The sequence below is a fragment of the Hydrogenophaga sp. PML113 genome (assembly GCF_001777155.1).
Classification (GTDB): domain Bacteria; phylum Pseudomonadota; class Gammaproteobacteria; order Burkholderiales; family Burkholderiaceae_C; genus Hydrogenophaga; species Hydrogenophaga borbori.
In genome coordinates this window covers 22809-38458 of record NZ_MIYM01000017.1, presented here as the reverse complement: position 1 = coordinate 38458, position 15650 = coordinate 22809, and the positions used below count along the sequence as shown (strand labels likewise).

The following is a 15650-nucleotide window of genomic DNA, read 5'->3' as shown; positions in this document are numbered from 1 at the left end:
CGGCCAAAAGGGCCGAATTCCAGGCCGTATTCGGTCGATACCCCAGGAGGCGGCTGCCGAAAATTGTAATACCCCGTATCCGTACCACCTTCCCCCTGCCCCCCATGGAGACCCCCGCTTCGCCGCCGACCCCGCCTTCGGTCACGCTGCCCGTGGCGCTGGTGGCCGATCTGCAGGACTCGCTGCTCATCGCCATGACCGATCTGCAGCGCCTGGAAGGCCTGCTGGACCACGCCACCGGCAACCTGCTGGAGCGCTTCGGCAACGCCAACCGCGACCTGGAAGCCCTGGAGGGCGTTCTGGGCGAGGAGCTCACCCGCATTCGCCACAGCCTGCACCAGGCGGTGACCGAGCTGCAGTTCCACGACATGGCCACCCAGCTGCTGGCGCACACCGGCCGCATGCTCAAGGGCTGCGCCTGGCGCCTGGCCGAGCAGGCCATGGCGCCCGAGGAGGACGAGGTGCCCCTGGACCTCGACCCCATGCCCGAACGCCCCAGCCCCGTGACACAGGGCGAGATGGACGCGGGTTCGGTGGAGCTCTTTTAAGAACGCCCGCGCGCCGCCGATAACACCCGAAGAACGGAGAAACTCCCATGCGATCGATCCTTGCCGTCGACGACTCGGCATCCATGCGAAAAATGGTGTCCTTCACCCTGACGGGTGCCGGCTTTCACGTGGTGGAAGCGGTGGACGGCCAGGACGCCTGGGAAAAGGCGCAGAACCACAGCGTTGACCTGGTGCTGACCGACCAGAACATGCCCAAGCTGGACGGCCTGGGCCTGACGCGCAAGCTGCGCGAGCACCCCAAATTCAAGAACACGCCGATCCTGGTGCTGACCACGGAGTCCAGCGACGCCATGAAGCAGGCCGGCCGCGCCGCGGGCGCCACCGGCTGGCTGGTCAAGCCCTTCGATCCCGGCCGCCTCATCGAAGTCATCAACAAAGTGATTCGATGAAACACCCCCGCCGCGCTTCGCGCGACCCCCTCAAGGGGGCGGCACCAACGGCCCGGCCAAGCCGGTTCCGTGGGACCTCTGGCCAAAGAACACCCCTGCAGGAGAAGTGAAATGGGCGACATGATGAACGAGGGCCAACACCTCGGCAACGACATCGACCTCAGCCAGTTCTATCAAATCTTCTTTGAGGAAGCGGGCGAGAACCTCGATCAGATGGAGCAGATGCTGCTCGCGCTGGACGTGAACGCCGCGCAGGACGAGGAACTCAACGCCATCTTCCGCTGCGCCCACTCCATCAAGGGCGGCGCGGCCACCTTCGGCTTCGCCGACGTGGCCGAACTCACGCACCAGGCCGAGTCGCTGCTGGACAAGCTGCGCCGCCACGAACTGCAGCCCACGACCGCCATGGTGGACGTGCTGCTCGAATCCAGCGACGCGCTGCGCGGCCAGCTGGGCGCCCACCAGGGCGTGGGCAGCCCGCCCGACACCGGCAACCTGGTGGCGCGCATCTACGCCCTGGCCCAGGGCCAGGACGCGCCCGCCGCCACCGCGCCAGCGCCCGTGGCCGCGCCAGCCCCCGTGGTCGCGGCGCCCGCGCCGGCCCCCGCGCCGGTGGCCGCCGCCCCCGCGTCCAAGGCCGAGCGCGAGATCGACATCCACATCGGCCCGATCGACAACCCCGCGCAGGCCGACGGCATCGCCGAGCTGTTCCGCGACATCCCCGGCCTGGGCACGGTTTCGGCCATGCCCTGCGACCAACCCGGCAAGCGCGTGTTCCGCGCCCGCACCGCGGCCAGCGACAACGAACTGCTGGACCTGTTCACCTTCCACGTGAGCAAGGAGCAGATCCAGATCCACCCGGCCGGCGACGTGGTGCACGGCAAGGTGCCCATGCCCCCGGCCACCGAGGGCAAGGACTACGGCTTCTTCGAAGGCTCGCCCGGCCTGCCCGGCGCGCCCAGCGCGCACGCCAGCGCCGCCGCGGCCCGCGACACGCGCGCCGCCGAGGCCCGGGCCAGCGCGGCCGCCCCCGCCGCCGCGGGCGGCGCCGGCCTCGAGTCGAGCACCCTGCGCGTGTCGGTGAGCAAGGTCGACCAGCTCATCAACCTGGTGGGCGAGCTCGTCATCACCCAGGCCATGCTGGCGCAGAAGAGCCGCGAACTGGACAACAACAACGCCAACAACCCCCTGCTGGCGGGCCTGGCCGACCTGGACCGCAACACGCGCGACCTGCAGGAAGCCGTGATGTCGATCCGCATGATTCCCATGTCGGTGGTCTTCAACCGCTTCCCGCGCATGCTGCGCGACCTCGCCTCCAAGCTGGGCAAGAAGGTCGAGCTGGTGACGCAGGGCGAGTCCACCGAACTCGACAAGGGCCTGGTGGAGAAGATCACCGACCCGCTGACGCACCTGATCCGCAACAGCTGCGACCACGGCATCGAAATGCCCGAGGAGCGCCGCGCCAAGGGCAAGAGCGAAACCGGCACCATCACCCTGTCGGCCACGCACCAGGGCGGCAGCATCCTCATCGAGGTGCGCGACGACGGCAAGGGCCTGTCGCGCGAGAAGCTGCTGACCAAGGCCCGCGAGAAGGGCATCGACGCGCCCGATTCGCTGAGCGATCCCGAGGTCTGGAACCTCATCTTCGCGCCGGGCTTCTCCACCGCCGACCAGGTCACCGACGTGTCGGGCCGCGGCGTCGGCATGGACGTGGTCAAGAAGAACATCACCGCCCTCGGCGGCACGGTCGAGATCGACTCGGCCGAGGGCTATGGCATGCGCGTTTCGGTGCGCCTGCCGCTCACGCTGGCCATCATGGACGGCATGTCGGTGCGCGTGAGCGACGAGGTCTACATCCTGCCGCTGGCCAGCGTGATCGAGTCCTTCCAGATCAAGCCGACCGACATCAACACCATGGGGCAGAACGCCCGCGTGGTGAAGGTGCGCGAGGAGTACATGCCGGTGGTCGAGCTCGAGCAGATCTTCTCGGTGCCGCGCTTCGAGCACAACGCCGCGAGCCCCATCATGGTGGTGGTCGAGGCTGAGGGCCAGCGCGTCTCCCTGATGGTCGACGAGCTGCTCGGCCAGCAGCAGGTGGTGATCAAGAACCTGGAGAGCAACTACCGCAAGGTGCCCAACGTCTCGGGCGCCACCATCCTGGGCGATGGCAAGGTGGCGCTGATCCTGGACACCTCGTCCCTGGTTCGCCGCTCCAGGCATTGAACATGTACCCCACCGCGTCGCTGCGCGCCACCCCCCCAGGGGGGCAACACCTGCGGCCCGGCAAAGCCGGCTCCGCGGTGTTCCCCGGCTCGGCCTCGGCGCTCGTCGCGACCGAGGAAGGCCCCGTCGCCGAAGGCCGCGAGTTCGTCTGGTCCGACGCCGACTTCGCGCGCATCAAGGCGCTGATCTACAAGAAGGCCGGGATCAGCCTGCACGACGGCAAGCACGCCATGGTCTACAGCCGCGTCTCGCGCCGCCTGCGCGAGACCGGGCACGCCAGCTTCAAGGACTACATCGATTGGCTCGAGCGCCACGACGGCGCCGAGTGGCAGGAGTTCATCAACGCCCTGACCACCAACCTCACGGCCTTCTTCCGCGAGTCGCACCATTTCGACGCCCTGGCCCAGCTGCTGCGCGCCAAGCCCACGCACGCCTGGCGCATCTGGTGCGCGGCCGCCTCCACCGGCGAGGAGCCCTACTCCATCGCCATGACCTGCGCCGAGTCGCTGGGCGCCAACGGCCAGTACGAGATCGTCAACAGCGACATCGACACCAAGGTGCTCGCCGCCGCGCAGCGCGGCGTCTACAAGACCGATGGCAACAAGGGCCTATCGGCTGAGCGGCTGCAGCGCTTCTTCCTGCGCGGCAAGGGCGCCAACGCTGGGTACATGCGCGTCAAGCCCGAGCTGCAGAAGCACCTGAGTTTCCAGCCGGTCAACCTGATCCACGAGCTGCCGCTGCGCGAGACCTTCGACGTGGTGTTCTGCCGCAACGTGATGATCTACTTCGACGCGCCCACGCAGCGCGCCGTGCTCGAGCGCATCCACCGCGTGATGCGCCCGGGCGGCACCCTGTTCGTGGGCCACGCCGAGAACTTCAGCGACGCGCGCCACCTGTTCGCCCTGCGCGGCAAGACCGTCTATGAGCGCCTATAGCCCTGCCCGGTCCAACGCGGCGGGCGCCGCCGGCTTGGTCACGCCCCTGACGCCCCTGACACCGCTGTCGAAGATGGCGCTGCCGCGCGTGACGCCGGCCGCTGGCGTGGTCTCGCGCGTGGACCAACTCAAGGCGCGCACGCCCAAGCCAGGCGAGGCCTCCTTCTTCTTCCATGAGCCGCACTTCCGCAGCGACGCGGTGAAGGTGCTGCCCGGCGAGTACTACGTGAGCACCGAGGACCTGGTCATCATGACCGTGCTCGGCTCGTGCATCGCCGCCTGCATCTGGGACCCGTCCGTGCGCGTGGGCGGTATGAACCACTTCATGCTGCCCGAGGGCGGCAGCGACTCGGGCGGCCGCTATGGCTCGTACGCAATGGAATTGCTCATCAACGAAATGATGAAGCTCGGCGCGCGGCGCGAGACCATGCAGGCCAAGGTCTTCGGCGGCGGCCAGGTGATGAGCAGCTTCACCACCATGAACGTGGGCGAGCGCAACACCAAATTCGTGCTCGACTACCTGCAGACCGAACGCATCGCCGTGGTATCCAAGGACGTGCTGGACATCCACCCGCGCAAGGTCTGCTTCTTCCCGGTGACGGGCAAGGCCATGGTCAAGCGACTGGCCCACGCCCAGCCCGAGACGCTGGAAACGCAGGAACGCAAGGGCAGCGCGGCCGCCGTGGTCAAGAGCACCGCCGGCGGTTCCATCGATCTTTTTTGACACGCACCCCCGCCGCGCTTCGCGCGTCCCCCCTCAAAGGGGCGACACCCGAGGCCCGGCAAAGCCGGTTCCTCGGTGCCCCTGGGCCAGGTACCGGTCTTCGAGAGGAAGTTTGAGATGGCCAAGACGAGAGTGGTGGTGGTGGACGATTCGGCGCTGGTGCGAAGCCTGCTGGCCGAGATCATCAACCGCCAACACGACATGCAATGCGTGGGCGCCGCGAGCGACCCGCTGGTGGCGCGCGAGATGATCCGCGAGCTCAACCCCGACGTCATCACGCTGGACGTGGAGATGCCTCGCATGGACGGGCTGGAGTTCCTCTCCCGCCTGATGCGCCTGCGCCCCATGCCGGTGGTGATGGTGTCCACGCTGACCGAACAGGGCGCGGAGATCACGCTGCGCGCGCTGGAGATGGGCGCGGTGGATTTCGTGGCCAAGCCGCGCATCGGCGTGAGCCAGGGCCTGAGCGAGCTCGCGGGCGACATCGTGGACAAGATCCGCGTGGCCGCCGCCGCGCAAGTGCGCCGCCTGAGCGCGCCCGCGCCCACCGCGCCGAACACCACCGGCGCTGGCGCCGCCGCCCCTGCACGCCCGGGCGTGCCGCTGCCGCGCCTGTCGACCGAGAAAATCATCTGCATCGGCGCCTCCACCGGCGGCACCGAGGCCATCCGCGAAGTGCTGGTGCCGATGCCGGCCGACGCGCCCGCCATCGTCATCACCCAGCACATGCCGCCGGGCTTCACCACCAGCTTCGCCACCCGGCTGGACGGTCTGTGCAAGATCAGCGTGGCCGAGGCGCGCGACGGCCAGCGCATCCTGCCCGGCCACGCCTACATCGCGCCAGGCGGACGCCACCTGCGCATCGACCGCAGCGGCTCGAACTACGTGGCCGTGGTGGAAGACACCGAACCGGTGAACCGCCACCGGCCCTCGGTGGAGGTGCTGTTCAAGTCCGCCGCGCGCGTGATCGGGCCGAACGCCATCGGCATCATGCTCACCGGCATGGGCGCCGACGGCGCCAGCGCCATGCGCGAAATGAAGGACGCGGGCAGCTACAACTACGTGCAGGACGAGGCCAGCTGCGTGGTCTTCGGCATGCCGCGTATGGCCATTCAGCACGGCGCGGCGCACGAGGTGCTGCCGCTCAACCAGATCGCGCCGGCGGTATTGGCCCGCCTCGCGAACGCACCAGCCGGTGTGCGTCATCGCATCTGATGCCAATGCACACCCTGGAGCCCCCATGTTCCGTTTCACCTCCTGCTCGCGCCGCCTGGCGCTCGGGCTCGGCCTGGCGGCCGCGCTGACCACCCTCTCGCCGCTGGCCAACGCCGACGGCCTGCCCGAGCCCAAGGGCCGGGTGATCCTCACCATCAGCGGCCACATCGGTCAGCCCAACAAGGGCAAGGACGCGGTGTTCGACATGGCCATGCTCGAAGCGCTGCCCCAGCACAGCTTCACCACCCGCACGCCCTGGTACGACCGGCCCGTGAAGTTCACCGGCCCGCTGCTGTCCGACCTGCTGGACGCGGTGAAGGCCCAGGGCGGCACGGTCAGCGCGACCGCGATCAACGACTACACCATCCGCATTCCGGTCGCGGATGCGAAGGAACAGGGCGCCATCGTGGCCCGCCTGCTTGACGACCAACCCATGGCGGTGCGGGACAAGGGGCCGCTGTTCGTGGTCTACCCATTCGACAACAAGGCCGAGCTGCGCACCTCCACCTACTACGAGCGCTCGATCTGGCAACTCAAGCGCATGAGCATCGAATGAACAGCCCGCCCAAGGGCTTTGCCGCCTGGGGCATGCGGCAATGGAGCCTGGTGGTCATCGCCCTGCTCGCGCTCACGCTCATCCCCCTGGGCCTCATCCAGTGGCGCCAGTGGCAGATGCTGCAGGACACGGACACGCGCCAGGTCGACTCCATCATGTGGCAGGCCTACCAGCTCGAACGCGAGCTGTCCCGGCTCGATGGCGTGCTGCTGGAAGCCATGGACGGCTCACCCGAGGTGCCGCCCGACGACCTGAGCGAGCGCTACGAGGTGTTCCTCAGCCGCATCCGGCTGCTCAGCGACATTCCCCGTCGCGACCTGCTCGACGCTTGGCCCGGCTTCAGCGCGGTGCTGCAAGAGATCGAGGGCTTCCAGCGCGAGGCGGAGCCCGCGTTCAAGGACCCGAATGCCCTGCTCAAGGACAGCGCCGCGCTCGACCGCCTGCACACCCGGGCGACCGCCCTCAGCCCCTTGCTGGCCGAGCTGACGCAGGCGGCCAACCGCGCGGTGGCCCGCTTCGTGGATGAGCGCAACCAGCAGCTGCGCCACCAAAGCCTGTTGCTCATCGCCCTGGCCGGGCTGCAGGTGGGCGTGATGCTGCTGTTCGTGGCGCTGCTGGTGCGCCACATCCGCCAACAGTCCCGCCAGTTCGCGCGCCTGCAGCAGCTGAGCCAGGAGCTCGCCACAGCGCGCGACCAGGCCGAGGCGGCCAACCACGCCAAGAGCGTGTTCCTGGCCAACATGAGCCACGAGATCCGCACCCCCTTCCAGGGCGTTCTGGGCATGCTCAAGCTGCTGGAGGACACCCGCCTGAGCGGCCAGCAGCGCGACTTCGTGCAGACGGCCTCGGACTCGGCCCTGCACCTGCTGAGCGTGGTCAACGACATCCTGGACGTCTCCACCATCGAATCGGGCACGCTCAAGCTGTCGCCCACGGCGGTGAACCTGCCGGCCATGGCCGAGGAGGTCGTGAGCCTGCTGGAGCCCCTGGCGCGCGACAAGGGCGTGGCGCTGAGATGCCTGTGCGACGAGCGCCTGCCCCCCTGGGTCACGGCCGACGCCACGCGCGTGCGCCAGATCCTGCTCAACCTCGTCAACAACTCGGTGAAGTTCACGGCCCAGGGCAGCATCGAGGCCATCCTGGAGCCCGACACTTCGCTGCCCGACGGCATCCGCATGACGGTGCAGGACACCGGCATCGGCATGGACGAGGCCACGGTGGCCCAGCTCTTCACCCGCTTCTACCAGGCCGACAACTCGCTGCGCCGCCGCGTGGGCGGCTCGGGCCTGGGCCTGGAGATCTCCCGCACGCTCGCGCGCATGATGGGTGGCGACATCACGGTCCGCAGCACGCCCGGCCAGGGGTCGGTCTTCGTGGTCACGCTCAGCCTGCCGCGCACCGAGGCCCCGGCCGAGGCCGCCCGCGGCGTGCCGTTCGAGGACGATGAGGCGTGGGAAAACCGCCGCCGCGCCCCCATTCGCCGCCTGCGGCTGCTGGTGGCGGAAGACCACCCGGTCAATCTGAAGTACCTCAATCTGCTGGTCGAGCGCATGGGCCATGCAGCGGTGTTCTGCGAGAACGGCTTCGAGGCCCTTCAGCTGCTGCACAACGAGCGCTTCGATGCCGTGGTGCTCGACTACCACATGCCGGTGCTCGACGGCATCGCCACCACGCGCGAAATCCGCCTGCTGCCTGGCGAGGCCGGGCAGGTGCCCGTGATCATGGTGACGGCCGATGTGGTCAACGACACGCGCAAGCTCGCGGCCGAAGCCGGCGTCACACAGTTCGCGCCCAAGCCCCTGCAAGAGGCCGATCTGCGGCGCGCCCTGCGCCGCTGCGGCCTGCTCGGCGAGGCCGCCGATACCCAGCCCGCGCCGCTGATGCCCCTGCCGCGCGCGGGACGTGAACCGCATCAGCTGATCGATGCCGACATCTACGGCCAACTGGCCGCCATGATGCCCCGCGAAACCCTTCTGGAACTGCTGGACATGCTGTTCGAAGGGGAGGAGGCCACGGTGCCCGAACTGCAGGCCGCGCTGAATGCGGAGGACGTGGCCCAGGTCGTCTACCACGCGCACCGGCTGAAAGGCTCGGCCATGCTGCTGGGCCTGAAGGCCCTGGCGAACGTGGCCGCGCGCCTCGAGAAGGCCGGGACGGCAGGCGACGTGCGCGCCCTGGGGGCCCTGCGCGAGACACTGGACGAGGACGTGCGCGACACCCAGGCGGCCCTGCACACCTTCCCCCCCACCGAGACCGAGGAACTCACCACCCGCTGAAGCCGGGCGCGCAAGCGCGGTGGCCAGAGGAAGGCAGTGGGGCGGCGGCCCAAGGCGCCGCGGCCGGACACGGCCCGCGCGCGCGGGGCGGTACTAGACCCGCCGATTCACGTGGCTGCCGGCCGGGTCGCGCGCCACGGCGGGGCCTTCGTAGGCATCGAGCGATTTCGAGCGCGCCGCGCTCGCGGCCTCCGGGGCGCGCGCCGCGTCGGCCTCGCGCTGCAGCGCCTGCTCCACCACGGTGGCGCTGGCGTCCCAGACCTGGCGCAGGGTCTGGCGCAGTTGTTCGACGGTGTCGCGCTGCGCCTCCTGGCGCAGGCGCGCACGCTCCAGCTCCTGGGCGCGCAGCTGCGCCTCGGCCTCGCGCTTGAGGGCCAGTTCGGTGGCCTGGCGCACCGGCTCGCCAGGCGCGGTGTCCACCGCCGGCGCGCGCGCCGAGGCCTGGGGCGGCTGGCGGCCCGGCCCCTGCTGCAGGCTGGCCTGCGTGTCGCGCGCGGCCGGCGCCGACGGCGCCACCGCCACCACGGCGGGCACCGAGGCGGCCACCGGCGCGGCCGTGCTGGACCAGGAAACGGAAGAAGTCGGTTGGGACGGGATCATGGGCACCCCCAATGATTCGGTCGCCGGGCGCAGACAAGCCCGGCGTTCTGAACACCCTATCGGCGGAATTGGGGGTGACTTGAGGGGCTTTTCGAGCGATCGGCCGCGCCGCGACAGGCGGTGCGCGGCCCGGCCTCAGCTCTCGACCCGCACCACCGTGACCGGCACGCGCGCGTTCTGCACCAGGTCCAGCGTGACCGAGCCCAGCACGCGGTCGGCCAGGCCCGGCGCGCCGGCGCCCACCAAGATGGCGTCCACGCCGTGGCGCTCGGCCAGGTCCAGCAGGGCCGGCCCCACGTCGCCCTGGTGCACCACTTCCACGTCCACGGCCACGCCGGCCGCGCCCAGCAGCTGCTGCGCGGGTTTGATCAGGTCGCGCCCGGCCTCCTCGGCCACGCGGTCCAGCACACCGGGGTCGCGCGCCACCACCATCTCGTACAGATTGGCGCCGGCCTGCACATTGGCCAGCACGCAGCGCGCGCGCAGGCCCCGGCCCACCAGCAACAGCACATGGCGCACGGCCGCCATGGCAGCGGGCGAACCGTCGATGGGAATGAGGATGCGCAACATGACCGTCTCCTTGCTGGCACCGGCCGGCCTCAGGGCCGGTAGGGGCGCTCGTTGAATACGCACCAGTACAGCTCGATGTGCCCGGCGACCTCGATGAACTTGTTGAAGCTGACTGGCTTTTCGATGTAAGAGTTCACGCCCAGATCGTAGGCCTTCCCGAGGTCGCGGTCATCCCGCGAGGACGTGAGCACCACCACCGGGATGCGGCGCGCCAGTTCGTGCCGCTTGAAGGCCTGCAGCACCTCCAGTCCGGTCATGCGCGGCAGGTTGATGTCGAGCAGCATGACCGCGGGCATGGGCTCGCCGGCCTCCCAGCGCGGCAGCCAGGCCATCGCCTCCTCGCCATCGCGCGCCACCTGGATCTGGTTGGCGAACTGGCGCTTGCTGAAGGCCCGCAGCGTGAGGTCCAGGTCCATGGGGTTGTCCTCGACCAGCAGGATGGGCGGCAAGGGACCGGGGCGCTTGAGGGTGCGAGCCGCCGCCGGGCCGCCCCCCGGCGGCTCAGCCCCCTCGGGGGGCAACGACCCGTGAAACGGCGGAGCGTGGGGGTCCTTGTTCATGCGGGGAACTCCAGGAAAAAGGTGGTGCCCTGGCCTGGCACGCTCTCGGCCCAGACGCGGCCGCCCATGCGCTGCACGGCCTTGGCCACCAGGGCCAGGCCGACGCCGGTGCCCGGGTAGTCCTCGGCGCGCTGCAGGCGCTGGAAGATGCCGAAGATGCGGTCGTGGTACTTCATGTCGAAGCCCACGCCGTGGTCGCGCACCCAGAGCCGGTGGCCGCCCTCCACGGGGCTGGCGCCGAGCTCGATGCGCGGCGACTGGCCGGCGCGCGCGAACTTCAGCGCGTTGCCCACCAGGTTGCGCAGCACCACGGCCATGCCCTCGCGGTCCAGGCGAAGGCTCAGCGGCGGCAGCGCCAGCCGCACCTCGGCGCGGCTGCGTTCGATGTCGGCGCCGAACTCGTCGAGCACGCGCCGCACCGTGGCCTCCAGGTCCAGCGGCTGCGGGTCCATGGCGCGGCGTTCCATGCGCGAGTAATCCAGCAGGTCGTTGATGAGCTCGCTCATCTGCTGCACGCCGCGGCGGATGCGCCGCACGAAGCCGCGCTCTTCCTCGTTCAGCCGCTGGCCGGCCTCTTCCTCCAGCAGCTGGCTGTAGCCGTCGATGCCGCGCAGCGGCGCCTTGAGGTCGTGCGAGACGGTGTAGGTGAAGGCCTCGAGCTCGCGGTTGGCCGCGCTGAGCTGCTCGGTGCGCTCGCGCACGCGGTGCTCCAGCTCGGCGTTGGTGCGCTGCAGGTCGAGCTGGGCCCGCTTGAGGGCGGTGATGTCCAGCAGCGTGCCCGAGTAGCGCCAGCCACTGCCCTCGGGCGCGCGGTGGCGCGCCACGCTGGCGCGGAACCAGCGCTCTTCGCCCAGCCCCGGGTGGCGGCGGAATTCGGCGTGGGCCACACCGTCGCCCTCGGCCGGCGATTGCATGAAGCCGCGCACCCGGTCGCGGTCCTCAGGGTGCATGCAGTCCAGGTAGGCGTCCAGCGCGGGCAGCGGGCCGAGGGCCGGGTCGCGCCCGATGTTGCGGAACATCTGCTCCGACCACCACACCCGGCCGTCGGCCATGTCGAAGCGCCAGCTGCCCAGGCCGGCCAGGCCCTCGGCCTGTTCCAGCAGGCCCTTCTGCTCGTTCAGCGCCTCGCTGGCGCGCAGCCGGCCGGTCACGTCCTGGATGGTGGCGAACAGGCGGTGCAGCGTGCCGTCGGCCAGGCGCAGGGGGCGCACGTCGAGCTCCACGTGCACGATGCCGCCGTCGCCGCGCACGAAGCGTTTCTGCAGCTGGTAGCTGTCGATGTGGCCGGCGCGCAGGGCCTCGAACCGCTCGATGTTGCGTTCCCGGTCGGGCTGCGGTGTCATCTCGGCCCAGCTCATGCGCAGCACTTCCTCGCGCGGGCGGCCCAGGATTTCGCACAGGCGGTCGTTCACCTGCAGCCAGCGCTTGCTGTCGGGGTCGGAGATCGCCATGCCGATGAAGGGCAGCTCGTAGAACAGGCGCTGCACCTCGCTTTGCTCGCGCAGCGCCAGCTGGGCCTCCTTCTGCGCGGTGATGTCGAGCAGGATGCCGCTGATGCTGTCGATCTCCCCGTCGGGGCGGCGCGTGATCGAGGTGCGGTCGTCGATCCAGGCGTAGACGCCGTCGGCGCGGCGCAGCCGGTATTCCTGGCGGTACTCGTGCCGGCCGGCCGCCCAGTGCGCCGCGATCTCGGTGTTCATGCGCTCGACATCGTCCGGGTGCACGAGGTCGTCCCAGTCGATGGTCCCGCTCAGCAGGTCCTGGGCCTCGTAGCCCCATTGCGCCACGGCGCGGCTGAGGTAGGTCATGGGCCAGCCAGGCTGATTGGCCCATTCGATGACGACCACCGGGGAGCGGTCCACCAGGGCGTGCAGGTGCTGCAGCCGCGCCTGGTCGCTCTCCAGGCGCTCGGCCATGCGGTCGGCGGCGGCGCCGATCAAGGCCAACTCGTCGAAGCCCTGCAGGCCGGCGCGCGCCTGCAGGCGCCCCTCGCCCATGTCGGTGAGCGAGCGGGCCAGGTGCTCGGCGCGGCGGAACCACGCGAAGTGCAGCACCAGGCCCAGCGCGCCGGCCAGCGCCAGCAGCAGCAGGGTTTCACGCAGCATCGCCTCGCGCAAGGCCGCGTGGCGCTGCGCCATCGGCACGGTGATGTCGACCAGCACCACCAGCCGGCGCCCATTGCTCAGCGGCACCGCGCCCACCAGTTCCTGGCCACCGACCCAGTAGCGCGGCACGATGGCCAGCGGGTCGAGCGCGCCGCGCGGCAGGGTGTCCAGGTAGAGCAGTTCGGGCCGGGCGGTGGCCACCTCGGTGAAGTCGCGGCCGACGTCGGCGCGCGTGAGCGAGGCCTGCACCTGGCCGTCGGGCCGCAGCAGCCAGGCCGCGCGCATGCCCTTGTACAGGCCCAGGCCGCCGACCACGCCGCGCGCGAACGGCAGGCTGGACGGATCGGCCTGCAGGTTCAGCCGGCTCTGTTCCACGGTGAGCCGCTCGCGCAGGCGCCGCGTCTCGGCCTCGGTCACCTCGGCCTCGACCTGGCGCATGCCGACCACGTACTTGGTGCCGGCCGTCAGCAGCGCGACCAGCGCCAGCAGCAGCGGCACCAGCCAGCGGCCCTGCGGCATCCAGCGACCGGCCTGTCCGATCACGGGTGCCCCACCACGCGCCGCAGGGCCGAGGTGTCGACCAGATCCACCAGCAGCGGCATGCGGCGCAGCAGGCCCACGTCCATGAGCGCGCCGCCCACCGAGCGCGCCCGCGCCTCCAGGGCCACCGAGGGGCCGGTGAGCTGCTCCAGCGACACGTCCAGCGGCATGAAGGCCACGTCCCGCAGCGCGCCCACGTACTCGAGGGTGCTCAGGCCAGTGCCGGGCGACAGCGCAGCGGCGGCGCGCGTGGCATCGGCGTGCACCTCGGCCAGCCCGGCGGCCCAGGCCCGCAGGAGCCCATCCACCGCCTCCGGGCGCGCGCGCAGCACGCTGGCGCGCACCACCATCACGTCGACCACCTCGCCCGAGATGGCGCGGCTGCTGAAGATGGGTCGGTAGCCGGCGGCGATCAGCGCGCCCGACAGCGGGGCATGGCTCACCGCGGCCGCCACGCGGCCATCGCGCAGGGCGTCCAGGTGGGCGTTGGCCTCCAGGTTGACCACCCGGACCTCGGCGCGCGTGAGCCCGGTCTTGCCCAGCATGCGCTGCAGCATGAAGGCCCCCACCGAGGTGTCCTCCACGGCCACCATCTCGCCGCGCAGGTCGCGCGGCGACTGGATGTCGCGCCGCGCCACCACCACGTCGGCGCCCTGGGAGGCATTGAGCAAGGCCACGATGCGCAGGTCCACACCCGCGTCCACCAGGCGCAGGGTTTCGTCCAGCGTGAGCGCGGCCGCGTCGAGCAGGCCGTTGTTGAGCGCGCGCTGGACCTCCGAACCCGAGGCCAGCTCCACCACCTTGACGCGCCCCGGGTCCACCAGGCCCCGCTCGCGCGCGAGCACCAGCGGATCGGCGCCCACGCGCATGTTCGTGCCCACGGCCAGGGGCGGCTGTGGAACCTCCATGCAGCCCGCCAGCAGCAGGAGAACGGCGCAGCCGGCGGCGCGCCCCATGCGCGCCAGCCAGGTTTTCGTGTGTCGGCCACCCTGATCGTTCATGCCCCGCTTCCGTATCAGCCCGCATTGTCGGCCGAGCTTGTCACTTTCTGAAACAAATCTCGCTAGGGAAGATACGCAGGCGTCGCGGGCGCCCGACGCGAGTACTTTCCACCGACGCCCGCGTGGCCCTGGTCAGGCCGGCGGCAGCGGCAGCAGCACCTCGAACACCGCGCCCTGGCCCGCGTTCGGGCGCACGGCGATCGTGCCGCCGTGGGCCTCGGCCACCTGGCGCGCCACCGCCAACCCGAGGCCGGTGCCCTCGTACTCGCTCTTGAGGTTCAGCCGCTGAAAGGGCTGGAACAGGCGGCCCGCGTGTTCGGGCGCGATGCCGATGCCGTTGTCACCGACCGAGACCTTCACGCGGCCGTCCGACAGGCAGGCGCTCACGCTCACCCGGGGCGCGCGGTTGCGCGGCACGAACTTCAGCGCGTTGGTCAGCAGGTTCTGGAACAGCAGCGAGAGCAGGCTGGCGTGCCCCGGCACCACGGGCAGCGGGTCGATGTGGAGCTCGGCGCCGGTCTCGGCGATGCGCGCGGCCAGGGCGTCGCGCAGCTCGGCCATCACGCGGTCCAGCGGCACCAGGGTGGGCTCGTCGGTCTCGCCGGCCTGCAGGCGCGCGTAGCGCACCACGTCATCGAGCAGGGTGCGCATGCGCGCGCTGGCGCGCAGCACCAGGCGCATGTAGCGCTGCGCCTCGGGCGGCAGCTGGGCGCTGTGGTCCTCGTCGATCAGGCCCACGAACTGGGCGATGGTGTTGAGCGGCTCGCGCAGGTCGTGCGAGGCGATGCGCACGAACTGCACCAGGCTGTCGTTGGCCTGGCGCAGCTCGTCGGCGGTGCGCTGCAGGCTGGCGTGGCTTTCGCGCAGCTCCACCATCGCCACCGCGAGGTTCTGGCGGTCGGCGGCCGACATCTGCCGGAGCTGGTCGTTGGCCTGTTTCAGGCGCAGCTGGGTGCGCACGCGCGCCTGCACCACCGGTGGGTGGATGGGCTTGGCGATGAAGTCGGCCGCGCCGCGCTCCAGGCCGGCCTGTTCGAAATCGGCCTCGGCGTGGCTGGTGACCATGATCACCGGCAGGTCGACCAGCGCCGGGTTGGCCTTGATGGCGTCGAGCACGTCGAAGCCGGAGAGGCCGGGCATCTGGGCGTCCAGCAGCACGATGTCGGGCACGGCGCTGGCGATGCGCTCGAGCGCGTCCTGCCCGTGCATGGCGAAGCGCAGCCGGCCCAGGGGCCGCAGCGCCTTGGCCAGCACCTGCACCATGCCGGGGTCGTCGTCGACGATCAGGATGTCGGGCAACGCGGCGTCGTTCATGGCGTCGTTCATAACAGAACCTCCGCGCGGCGCGCTGCGGTGCGAACGCCTACGGGCGGCCGTGCGTCGTTCA

At 70.5% G+C, this 15650-nt stretch carries 14 protein-coding genes; 8 read left to right on the top strand and 6 right to left on the bottom strand.

Annotated features, from left to right (window positions below):
* The first annotated feature begins 104 nt into the window (after nt 1-104).
* From BHU06_RS20750 to BHU06_RS20715, 8 genes are all read left to right on the top strand, one after another.
* The gene (locus BHU06_RS20750; protein WP_070401130.1) at nt 105-548 is read left to right on the top strand and encodes a hypothetical protein; all 444 of its coding nucleotides are present in this window, start codon (nt 105-107) and stop codon (nt 546-548) included.
* Between the two features lie 47 nt (nt 549-595).
* Nucleotides 596-958, top strand: coding sequence for a response regulator (locus tag BHU06_RS20745; RefSeq protein WP_070401129.1), 363 nt, complete (start codon nt 596-598; stop codon nt 956-958).
* A gap of 111 nt (nt 959-1069) precedes the next feature.
* Nucleotides 1070-3181 (top strand): chemotaxis protein CheA, encoded by a 2112-nt coding sequence (locus BHU06_RS20740; RefSeq protein WP_070401128.1) that lies wholly within the window; start codon nt 1070-1072, stop codon nt 3179-3181.
* Nucleotides 3182-3183: 2 nt separating this feature from the next.
* Nucleotides 3184-4116, top strand: coding sequence for a CheR family methyltransferase (locus BHU06_RS20735; RefSeq protein ID WP_083293360.1), 933 nt, complete (start codon nt 3184-3186; stop codon nt 4114-4116).
* A 73-nt stretch (nt 4117-4189) separates the two neighbouring features.
* On the top strand, nt 4190-4840 hold the full coding sequence (gene cheD, locus BHU06_RS20730; protein ID WP_116958538.1) for a chemoreceptor glutamine deamidase CheD: 651 nt from the start codon (nt 4190-4192) through the stop codon (nt 4838-4840).
* A 117-nt stretch (nt 4841-4957) separates the two neighbouring features.
* Entirely contained in the window at nt 4958-6055 is a 1098-nt protein-coding gene (locus tag BHU06_RS20725) for a chemotaxis response regulator protein-glutamate methylesterase (protein WP_070401126.1), read from the top strand.
* Nucleotides 6056-6080: 25 nt separating this feature from the next.
* Nucleotides 6081-6611 (top strand): hypothetical protein, encoded by a 531-nt coding sequence (locus BHU06_RS23060; protein WP_070401125.1) that lies wholly within the window; start codon nt 6081-6083, stop codon nt 6609-6611.
* Complete coding sequence (locus BHU06_RS20715; protein WP_070401124.1) at nt 6608-8887, top strand: ATP-binding protein; 2280 nt, start codon at nt 6608-6610, stop codon at nt 8885-8887. Before BHU06_RS23060 ends, BHU06_RS20715 begins: the two co-directional genes overlap by 4 nt.
* A gap of 93 nt (nt 8888-8980) precedes the next feature.
* On the opposite strand, the gene BHU06_RS20710 is transcribed toward BHU06_RS20715, so the two are convergent.
* The 6 genes from BHU06_RS20710 to BHU06_RS20685 form a co-directional block, all read right to left on the bottom strand.
* Nucleotides 8981-9487 carry a hypothetical protein gene (locus BHU06_RS20710; RefSeq protein WP_139147149.1) on the bottom strand — a complete coding sequence of 169 codons (507 nt, stop codon included), beginning with the start codon at nt 9485-9487 and terminating at the stop codon, nt 8981-8983.
* 135 nt (nt 9488-9622) lie between these two features.
* Nucleotides 9623-10057, bottom strand: coding sequence for a universal stress protein (locus BHU06_RS20705; RefSeq protein ID WP_070401122.1), 435 nt, complete (start codon nt 10055-10057; stop codon nt 9623-9625).
* Nucleotides 10058-10086: 29 nt separating this feature from the next.
* On the bottom strand, nt 10087-10617 hold the full coding sequence (locus BHU06_RS20700) for a response regulator (protein ID WP_286850866.1): 531 nt from the start codon (nt 10615-10617) through the stop codon (nt 10087-10089).
* The gene (locus BHU06_RS20695) at nt 10614-13265 is read right to left on the bottom strand and encodes a PAS domain-containing protein (protein WP_139147148.1); all 2652 of its coding nucleotides are present in this window, start codon (nt 13263-13265) and stop codon (nt 10614-10616) included. Before BHU06_RS20695 ends, BHU06_RS20700 begins: the two co-directional genes overlap by 4 nt.
* Nucleotides 13262-14263, bottom strand: a complete 1002-nt coding sequence (locus BHU06_RS20690) for an ABC transporter substrate-binding protein (protein WP_083293358.1) — start codon at nt 14261-14263, stop codon at nt 13262-13264. Before BHU06_RS20690 ends, BHU06_RS20695 begins: the two co-directional genes overlap by 4 nt.
* A gap of 132 nt (nt 14264-14395) precedes the next feature.
* Nucleotides 14396-15589 (bottom strand): ATP-binding protein, encoded by a 1194-nt coding sequence (locus tag BHU06_RS20685; RefSeq protein ID WP_070401120.1) that lies wholly within the window; start codon nt 15587-15589, stop codon nt 14396-14398.
* Between the last annotated feature and the right edge of the window lie 61 nt (nt 15590-15650).

Coding starts and splice junctions, on each gene's coding strand:
- BHU06_RS20705 (WP_070401122.1), bottom strand. CDS start 10,057: ATGTTGCGCATCCTCATTCCCATCGACGGTTCGCCCGCTGCCATGGCG.
- BHU06_RS20750 (WP_070401130.1), top strand. CDS start 105: ATGGAGACCCCCGCTTCGCCGCCGACCCCGCCTTCGGTCACGCTGCCC.
- BHU06_RS20735 (WP_083293360.1), top strand. CDS start 3,184: ATGTACCCCACCGCGTCGCTGCGCGCCACCCCCCCAGGGGGGCAACAC.
- BHU06_RS20700 (WP_286850866.1), bottom strand. CDS start 10,617: ATGAACAAGGACCCCCACGCTCCGCCGTTTCACGGGTCGTTGCCCCCC.
- BHU06_RS23060 (WP_070401125.1), top strand. CDS start 6,081: ATGTTCCGTTTCACCTCCTGCTCGCGCCGCCTGGCGCTCGGGCTCGGC.
- BHU06_RS20740 (WP_070401128.1), top strand. CDS start 1,070: ATGGGCGACATGATGAACGAGGGCCAACACCTCGGCAACGACATCGAC.
- BHU06_RS20710 (WP_139147149.1), bottom strand. CDS start 9,487: ATGATCCCGTCCCAACCGACTTCTTCCGTTTCCTGGTCCAGCACGGCC.
- cheD (WP_116958538.1), top strand. CDS start 4,190: ATGGCGCTGCCGCGCGTGACGCCGGCCGCTGGCGTGGTCTCGCGCGTG.
- BHU06_RS20745 (WP_070401129.1), top strand. CDS start 596: ATGCGATCGATCCTTGCCGTCGACGACTCGGCATCCATGCGAAAAATG.
- BHU06_RS20685 (WP_070401120.1), bottom strand. CDS start 15,589: ATGAACGACGCCATGAACGACGCCGCGTTGCCCGACATCCTGATCGTC.
- BHU06_RS20725 (WP_070401126.1), top strand. CDS start 4,958: ATGGCCAAGACGAGAGTGGTGGTGGTGGACGATTCGGCGCTGGTGCGA.
- BHU06_RS20715 (WP_070401124.1), top strand. CDS start 6,608: ATGAACAGCCCGCCCAAGGGCTTTGCCGCCTGGGGCATGCGGCAATGG.
- BHU06_RS20690 (WP_083293358.1), bottom strand. CDS start 14,263: ATGAACGATCAGGGTGGCCGACACACGAAAACCTGGCTGGCGCGCATG.